The sequence below is a fragment of the Novosphingobium sp. genome, assembly GCF_025351285.1.
Classification (GTDB): Bacteria; Pseudomonadota; Alphaproteobacteria; order Sphingomonadales; family Sphingomonadaceae; genus Novosphingobium.
The window spans coordinates 1-8523 of sequence record NZ_JANXWG010000049.1 but is presented as its reverse complement, the minus strand read 5'-3'; the positions used below and the strand labels follow the sequence as shown (position 1 = coordinate 8523).

The window sequence follows — 8523 nt, the reverse complement described above, 5'->3', positions numbered from 1 at the left end:
GTCGAGACACGCTGGCGCAGCGCTCGCGTGTCTCGACTTCGCTCGACACGAACGGAAGCGGTGAGTCAGAACCGCGTCGGCAAGTAGGGCACGGGATCGAGCGCCACGTTGTCATGCCGCAGTTCGAAATGCAGCGTCGGGCGGCGCGCTTCGCCGCTGGCGCCGACGCGCGCGATGCGTTCGCCCGATCGGACGGTTTGGCCTTCCTTGACGGTCACGTCGCCCAGATAGGCATAGGCGCTGGCCCAGCCATTGCCGTGGTCGATCACCAGCAGCAAGCCGAAGCGCTCGGGTTCGTGGCCTGCGAAGATCACGCGGCCGGCGGCGGCGGCGCGCACGGTCATGCCCTTGTAGGCGGCCAGGTCGATGCCGTTGTTCGAGCCGCTTCTGGATGAGTCGAAGGCTCCCGTCACCGCGCCGTCGGTTGGCCAGATAAGCCGCGGCTCGCCCGCCAACCGCACCGCTGGCGCAGTCGAAGGCTTTTTCACCGGCGACTTTGCCGGCTTGGTCGCGGCACGCGGAGCATCGCGGTACGGCGCAGGTTCGGGCCGGCGCGGCAGCGGCACGCGCAGCGCTTGCCGGATCCGCACGATATAGGGCGGCGGCACGCCGTTGATTGCGCCGAGGTCTTCCATCTCAACCCCCAGCCGCTGTGCGATCGCGCGGAAAGTATCACCCGGCTGGACGACATAGCGGCGCTCGACCGGCGCGATAGGGGTGCGCGAATGGGCCGAAACCGCGCCGAACAGCAGCGCGGCCATGATCACGCGGACCAGCACTGGCCCGCGCCATGTCATGCGGCGGCAGGCACCAGCCGCGTCAGCCCACCCATGTAAGGCAGCAGCACCTGCGGCACGTCGACCGAACCATCGGCTTGCTGGTAGTTTTCCAGCACCGCCACCAATGTGCGGCCAACCGCAAGGCCCGAGCCGTTGAGCGTGTGGACGAATTCCGTCCCCTTTGCGGCTTCTGGCCGATAGCGCGCATTCATTCGCCGCGCCTGGAAATCGCCGCAGTTGGAACACGAACTGATCTCGCGATAGGCGTTCTGGCCGGGCAGCCACACTTCGAGATCGTAAGTCTTCTTCGCGGTGAAGCCCATGTCGCCCGCGCAGAGCAGCATCTTGCGGTAAGGCAGATCCAGCGCTTGCAGGATGCCTTCGGCGCAGAGCGTCATCCGCTCGTGCTCGGCGTCCGAATCCTCGGGCGCGCAGATCGAGACCATCTCGACCTTTTCGAACTGGTGCTGGCGAATGAACCCGCGCGTGTCGCGCCCGGCGGCGCCCGCTTCGGCGCGGAAGCACGGGGTGAGCGCGGTGAGGCGCATGGGCAGAGCTGAATGGGGCAGGATCTGTTCGCGCACCGAGTTGGTCAGGCTGACTTCGGCGGTGGGGATCAGCCAGCGGCCGTCGGTGGTCTGGAAATTGTCTTCGGCAAACTTGGGCAATTGGCCCGTGCCGAACAGTGATTCATCGCGCACCATCAGCGGGGTGTTGCACTCGGTGTAGCCGTTCTGGCTCGATTGCGTGTCGAGCATGAACTGCCCGAGCGCTCGATGGAGCCGCGCCATCTGGCCGCGCAGGAAGGTGAAGCGCGCGCCCGAAATCAGCACGCCGGTTTCGAAATCCATGCCTAGCGCGGGGCCGTGATCGGCGTGTTCCTTCGGCGCGAAGTCGAATGTGCGCGGCGTGCCCCAGCGCAGCACTTCGACGTTGCCGGACTCGTCCTCGCCGTCAGGCACGTCGGGCGCGGGGCGGTTGGGGTCGCTGGCCAGTGCGTCCTGCAGCGCCTGGGTAAGCTGGCGGTCCTGTTCTTCGAGTTGCGGCAGGACCTGCTTCAATTCGGCCACTTCGGCCATCAGCGCAGCGGCGTCATCGTCGCGCTTCTGCGCCTTGGCCGTGCCGATCGCCTTCGAGGCCTCGTTGCGGCGGTTCTGCGCTTCCTGCATTCGTGTCGCGACCGCGCGGCGTTCGGTATCGAGCGCCAGGATCGCCGCAGATGGCGACACCACTCCCCGCCGCGCCATTGCGGCATCGAAAGCGGCGGGGTCGTCTCGGATCAGGCGGATATCGTGCATGGGCGCAGGCTATGCCGTCTTGGGATTGGTCCTGCAAGCCTGCGCCGGAAATCCGCGCATCTGCGCGGGTTTTGCTGACGAAATGTCATCGTTGGCGCGCGACATTTGCGCGACAGAGTTTTGTTTGTGCGCGGGCACTGCGGTGTGTAGGCGCTGGCCCGATGCCGGTTGCGACAATTCCATCCGCTGATATTTCAGCGCCCGGTGCTGCTTCGTCCTTCGCGCGCGCCCGGCCCAGCTTGCGCAATCGTGCGGGCGGGATCGTGTTTTCCACCCTGATGATCCTGCTTACCTTCCTGGTGATGTGGCGGATGGGCGGGATTTCGTTCGAGGACGACCGCAAGCCGCCGTCGCTGGTCGCGATCAACCTGCCCAAGCCGCCGCCGCCCGAGTCGGCTTCGGGAAGCGCGCCCAAGAAGGCCACCGCCAAAGTGATCGCGGTGGAACCGCAGCAGCCGCGCGTGCTGCCGCCGCCGGTGATCAAGCCCAAGGTGACCACGCCCGCGCTGGTTCAGGTCTCGCGCGCGGACATGGCGGCGTGGGATATCTCTAAGCTGAAGAAGGGCGATTCGAACGGCGGCGCCGGCGGGGCGGGCACCGGCAAGCTTTACGGGCCGGGCGAGGCGCCGGGCGTGGGCAAGCTATACAACGCGCAATGGTACCGCGAACCGACTCGCGCCGAACTGGCGACGTATATGCCGCAAGGTTCGGGCGCGGCGGCCTGGGCGATGATCGCGTGCAAGACGGCCGAGGCGTACCACGTCGAGAATTGCCAGGAACTCGACGAATCGCCGCCCGGATCGGGCCTTGCGCGCGCTTTACGCCGGGCTTCGTGGCAATTCCTTGTCCGCCCGCCGCGGATCGATGGCAAGCCGATGATTGGCGCGTGGGTGCGAATCAAGTTCACCTTCACCGCCGCCAAGAGCGAGGCCGAGCAGGCCGAGGACGTGCCTGGCGGCTAGCGGCTCTTTCGCCGCGTGGGCCGGCGCGCTAGCGTGCAGCGATGGACAAGACCTTGCGGCTTTTCGCGTTCAACTGCGGCTGGTTTCAGTGCCGGCCGGGCTATTTCGTCGAGGGTGACGAGGGCGATTACCTGCGCGGGCCGGTGCCATCGTACCTGATCGACCACCCCAGGGGCCGCGCGCTGTTCGACACCGGAATGGGCGTGCGCTATCGCCGCGAACTGGCCGATGCGCTGCCCGCTGCCAAGTTCGGGTTGCAGTGGTTCGAAGGCATGGACGTGGCCACCCGTCTGCGCGCGATCGATGTCGATCCGGCGAGCATCGACTGGGTGATCAATTCGCACCTCCACATCGATCACTGCGGGGGCAATGCGCTTCTGCCCAATGCCACGGCGATCGTGCAAGCGGCGGAATGGAACACCGCGCGGGACAAGCCGGAGGCCGGACTCTACGAAGCGCAGGACTACGATACCGGCCAGCCGATCAAGGCCATCGCGGGCGAGCACGACCTGTTCGGCGATGGCACGGTGCGGATCGTGCCGACGCACGGACACACGCCGGGGCACCAGAGCGTGATCGTCAGGCTGCCCGGCGGCGAGGTGCTGCTGGCGGGCGACTGCTGCTACACCGAGCGCAACCTCGATGCGATGGTACAGCCGCGCGCCACGGTCGATTTCGAGGCGGGCCGGGTCACGATGGAGCGGCTGGCCTCGCTGCGTAGCGGAGGCATCCGCATCCTGTTCGGGCACGATGGGCGCCAGTGGGCCACGCTGCGCGAGGGCGTGGCGTTCGACTGACGGCTCAGGCTTTCCCGAACTGCGCGCCCACGCGTTCGGCAAAATCCGCACCGATGCCCGCGCTGTTGAACACTTCGTGCGCAAGGCCGGCAGACAACGGCAGGTCGGCCTGTTCGCGATATAGCTTCTTGTAGGCGAACACGCTGTGCCGGCTTTGCGCGGCGATGGCTTCGGCCAGTTCGCACGCCTTTGCGTCGAGTTGGGTATCGGACACGCAGTGGTTGGCCAGCCCGATCCGCGCGGCTTCCTCACCCGAAACCGGCAGCCCGGTCAGGCTCATTTCGCGCGCCTTCCACTGGCCGACGCGGCGCGGCAGGCGCTGGCTCATGCCCCACACCGGCACCAGCGCGAACTTGCCGTGGGTGTCGGCGAAACTGGCGCTTGTCCCCGCAACGATGATGTCGCCTGCCAGCGCGAGTTCGAGCCCGCCGGTGAAACAGCCGCCCTGCACCGACACGATCACCGGCTGCGCAAGTTCCGCCAGCCGCGTCACGATCCTGGCCTGATAGTGCGGCGAAGGTAGCGGTACGCCGCGCTCCTTCAAGTCGTTGCCCGCACAGAACACCGGGCCATTGCTGCGCAGCACAACCGCAGCAATTTTCTCTCCCGCAGCCTCGATCGTGTCGAGATGTGCGGCCAGTTCGCTCCACAGCGCCAGGTTGAGCGCGTTGCGCTTTTCGGGCCGGTTGAGCGTGAGCGTAACGATCGCGCCCTGGCGCTCATACAGCACGAGCGCCTCGCTCATGGCCGGGAGACCGCCGGGTTCGCGTCCTTGTACCGATCGAACCACGCAAGAATTGCGGCGTTTTCACCGATCAGTTGTGATGGCCGATCGGCCAGGCCGCCGTGGCTGGCGCCGGGTACGCGGATCAGTACCGTCGGCACGCCGCGGATTTGCAGCGCGGCATAGAACTGTTCGGCCTCTCCAGGCGGGGTGCGGTGGTCGTCCTCTCCCACCATCACCGCGGTCGGCGTTTTCACGTTGCCGACCAGGCTCAGCGGCGAGCGGCGCCAGTATTGCTGCGGGTCTTCCCACGGCATCTTGCCGAACCAGTATTTGGCCATCGTGGTGTAGCCGTCGGTGGTCAGCACTTCGCTGGCCCAGTTGATCACGGGCTTCTGCGTGACGGCCGCCTTGAACCGGTCGGTCTTGCCAACGATCCAGCTCGTCAGCAGCCCGCCGCCCGAACCGCCCGTCACGAACAAGGCGTTGGGATCGACGTTGCCCTTGGCGATCGCGGCATCGACGACACTCATCAGGTCGTCGTAGTCTTCGCTCGGGTAATTGTGGTGGATCTTGTTGGCGAACTCCTCGCCGTAGGAGGTGGAGCCGCGCGGATTGGTATAGACCACGACGTAGCCGGCGGCGGCGTAAAGTTGGTCGTCGGTCGACCACACCGGGCCGTAGCTGGCGAAGGGGCCGCCGTGAATTTCAAGGATCAGCGGGTATTTCTTGGCCGGGTCGAAGCTGGGCGGGGTGACCATCCACGCGTCGATCGGCAGCCCGCCGGCCGATGACGTGACGGCCAGCGGGGAGACCTTGCCCAGCGTCTTGGCGGCGAGCAGCCCGGCGTTGAGATCGGTCAGCCGTCGCAAGCCGCCGCGCGAGACCACGCCGACATCGCCCGGATGCGTGGCATCGCCCATGGTCACCGCGATCGTGCCCGATTTCGAGACGTTGAAATCGCCGCTGGAGTACGGCCGGTCGAGTTCGCCGCTGGCGAGGCCCGAGGCCACCGTGCCGACGCTGCCGTCGAGGCCCACGCGCGCCACTTTGGTTACGCCATGATCGGCGTAGCTGACGTAGATCGAGCGCCCGTCGCCCGCCCATTGCGGGTTGCCCACGTCGCGGTCGAGTCCGCCGGTCAGCACGCGGGCGCCGCTGCCATCGGGGTTCATCACCGAAAGCTGGTGGTTCTGGTAGCCGAGCAGCTTGTCGTCGAACCCGGTATAGGCAACCAGCCGGCCATCGGGGGAGGCGACCGGTTCCTCGTCGGGCCCCGCGCGGGTGGTCAGTTGGGTGAGCGCGCCGCTTTGGACATCGACCGCGTATATATCGTTGTTGAGCGCGTCGCGCTCGGCATCCTTGCCGCGCCAGGCCGAAATCAGCAGCCGGCGCCCGTCGGCCGACCAGGTCACGCTGCGGCCGTCCTCGAAATCGCCGAAGGTCAATTGCCCCGCCGCCCCGCCGTCGGCAGGGACCGTGAATACGTGCGTGTAGCCCGGCCGCAGATATCCGGCACCGTCCGCGCGGTAGCGCACCGCGCCGATCACCTTGATCGGTTCGGCCCACTTCGCGCCCTCGGGCTTGGCTGCGGGTGAGCCGAGCTTGGTGCCTTCGCCGGGTTCGAACATGGTGAAGCCGATGGTGCGGCCATCGGGCGACCAGGCCATGTCCGACGGGCTTTCGGGCAGGGCGGTGATCGTGGCCACGGTTCCGGTGTCCATCCAGCGCACCGCGATTTGCGGCTTTTGCCCTTCTGCGCGGGCGGCAAAGGCCAGCCGGCTGCCATCGGGCGACCAGCGCGGGCGGCTGCTGCCGGCGATGCCGAGCGGGGTCTGCTTGCCGCTGGCCACGTCGATCAGCCACACTTCGTTCCGCTCGCCGTCGATCATGATGTCGCCGCTGGAGCGGGTATAGGCGATCCGCTTGCCGTCGGGGCTGACCTGGACGTCGCTCGCTTGCGAGAGCGAAAACACGTCGCGTGGGGTGAAGGTGCGCGAGGGGGCGGTCTGCTTCGAGGCCGGCTCGGCAGCGAGCGCGGGGGTGGCGGTTCCGAGCAGCAGGGCAAGCAACAGCGAACGACGGATCATGGCGACTCCTGCGGGACGATTGTTGCATGGGGTTAGCCGCCAATCGTCGTGGTGGCAGCAACAATCGTTGCGGCTGAAACCGGGCTCACGAATTTTTGCCCAGCATTGCTTGCGCAACTGCCACGGTTAGTGACATGGATGTCAGCAACGACAAGCCACGAACGGGACCAGGATGCGCGCGACAGACTTCGACTACATCATCATCGGTGCCGGCAGCGCCGGATCGGTGCTCGCGGCGCGGTTGAGCGAGGACCCCCAGTCGCGCGTGTTGCTGCTGGAGGCGGGCGGGCGTAACGGTTCGATACTCGTGAAGATGCCCGCCGGGGTCGGCACGCTGATCAAGCAGAAAAGCAAGCACAACTGGGGTTTCTGGACCGAGCCCGAGCCGCACATGGACGGCCGCCGACTGTACCAGCCGCGCGGGAAAGGGCTGGGCGGATCGTCAGCGATCAACGGCATGGTCTATATTCGCGGCCATCCGCGCGATTACGACCAGTGGCGGCAGATGGGGCTGGAGGGCTGGTCGTTCGCTGAGACGCTGCCCTACTTCAAGCGCGCGGAAAACTTCGTGGATGGGCCGAACGCCTTTCACGGCGCGGGTGGGCCGCTGACGGTGACCTGGGGCGAACGGGCCGACAACCACCCGCTGTACCGCGCCAGCATCGAGGCTGGGCGGCAGGCCGGGCACAAGCTGACCGACGATTTCAATGGGCATGACCAGGAAGGCTTCGGGCGGTATCAACTGACCATTGCCGATGGCCAGCGCTGGAGCGCGGCGCGTGGCTATCTGGCGCCGACCGCCAAGCGGGCCAACCTGACGATCCAGACCAGTGCGCGCACGCACCGCGTGGTGATCGAGAACGGCCGCGCGACGGGTGTGGATTTCAGTCTGGGTGAGGGCAAGCCGGTTCAGCGGGCGAACGCCACTCGCGAAGTGCTGGTCTGCGCGGGCGCGTTCCAGAGCCCGCAGATATTGCAGCTTTCGGGGATCGGCGATCCCGAGATGCTGGCGGCGCACGGCATCGCGCCGGTGCTGGAACGGCAGGGCGTGGGCGCCAACTTGCAGGACCATCTCGATGTTTCGCTCAACTGGACCTGCATCCAGCCGGTCACGATCTACAACGATATCAAGGGCCTGGGCCAGCTCAAGGCCGGGTTGCAATACCTTCTGACTGGCAAGGGCACAGGGCGGCAAAACGGGCTGGAGACGGGCGCTTTTCTCAAGTCGCGCCCCGATCTCGACCGGCCCGACTTGCAGCTCCATTTCGTGCTGGCGATCATGCAGGACCACGCCAAGGTTGCGGTGAAGAAGGATGGCTTCACCATGCACGTCTGCCAGTTGCGGCCCGAAAGCCGCGGGCGGGTGTCGCTGGCTTCGGCCGATCCTTACGCGGACCCTTCGATCGTGATGAATTTTCTGGCGACCGAGGAAGACCGCCGCGCGGTGCGCGAAGGCGTGCGGATCGTGCGCAACGTGGTCGCGCAAGCCGCGTTCGATCCGTTCCGGGGCGAAGAGATCATGCCCGGTCTGGTGGTGGAGAGCGATGCCGCGATCGATGCCTTCATCCGCGAGAAGGGCGAGACCATCTATCACCCGGTTGGCACGTGCCGGATGGGGCGTGCGGACGATCCCATGGCGGTGGTCGACAAGGACTGCCGGGTGATCGGCGTGGCGGGTCTGCGCGTTGTCGACGCCTCGGTGATCCCGGCGCTGATCGGCGGCAACACCAATGCGCCCACGATCATGATCGCCGAAAAGATCGCCGATGTGATCCGGGGACGGGCGGCGCTGGCGGCGTGATTGGGCCGTGCCCGTTACCATTCCGTTCGTGTCGAGCGAAGTCGAGACACGCTGGCACTGCGCTCGCGTGTC

Annotated in this window: 7 protein-coding genes; 3 read left to right on the top strand and 4 right to left on the bottom strand. The window is 66.7% G+C overall.

The annotated features are described in order from the left end of the window. Window positions 1–65: 65 nt before the first annotated feature. Both Q0R16_RS05925 and serS read right to left on the bottom strand, forming a co-directional pair. Window positions 66–797 carry a M23 family metallopeptidase gene (locus tag Q0R16_RS05925; protein ID WP_295633482.1) on the bottom strand — a complete coding sequence of 244 codons (732 nt, stop codon included), beginning with the start codon at window positions 795–797 and terminating at the stop codon, window positions 66–68. Further along, a complete protein-coding gene (serS, locus tag Q0R16_RS05920) occupies window positions 794–2077 on the bottom strand; it encodes a serine--tRNA ligase (protein WP_295633479.1) in 1284 nt (427 codons plus the stop codon). The genes Q0R16_RS05925 and serS overlap by 4 nt, the downstream gene beginning before the upstream one ends. A gap of 263 nt (window positions 2078–2340) precedes the next feature. Here serS and Q0R16_RS05915 point away from each other — a divergent pair, with 263 nt between their 5' ends. Further along, window positions 2341–3039: a hypothetical protein gene (locus Q0R16_RS05915; RefSeq protein ID WP_295633476.1), complete on the top strand. Its 699-nt coding sequence runs from the start codon at window positions 2341–2343 to the stop codon at window positions 3037–3039. 41 nt (window positions 3040–3080) lie between these two features. Next, a complete protein-coding gene (locus tag Q0R16_RS05910; RefSeq protein WP_295633474.1) occupies window positions 3081–3836 on the top strand; it encodes an N-acyl homoserine lactonase family protein in 756 nt (251 codons plus the stop codon). A 4-nt stretch (window positions 3837–3840) separates the two neighbouring features. Here Q0R16_RS05910 and Q0R16_RS05905 read toward each other — a convergent pair whose 3' ends face one another. Together Q0R16_RS05905 and Q0R16_RS05900 are read right to left on the bottom strand one after the other, a co-directional pair. Continuing rightward, window positions 3841–4581, bottom strand: a complete 741-nt coding sequence (locus Q0R16_RS05905; RefSeq protein WP_295633471.1) for an enoyl-CoA hydratase/isomerase family protein — start codon at window positions 4579–4581, stop codon at window positions 3841–3843. Next, window positions 4578–6650, bottom strand: coding sequence for a S9 family peptidase (locus Q0R16_RS05900; RefSeq protein WP_295633468.1), 2073 nt, complete (start codon window positions 6648–6650; stop codon window positions 4578–4580). Before Q0R16_RS05900 ends, Q0R16_RS05905 begins: the two co-directional genes overlap by 4 nt. Before the next feature lie 172 nt (window positions 6651–6822). Between Q0R16_RS05900 and Q0R16_RS05895 the strand changes: the two genes are divergently transcribed. After that, complete coding sequence (locus tag Q0R16_RS05895) at window positions 6823–8451, top strand: choline dehydrogenase (protein WP_295633465.1); 1629 nt, start codon at window positions 6823–6825, stop codon at window positions 8449–8451. The last annotated feature ends 72 nt before the right edge of the window (window positions 8452–8523 follow it).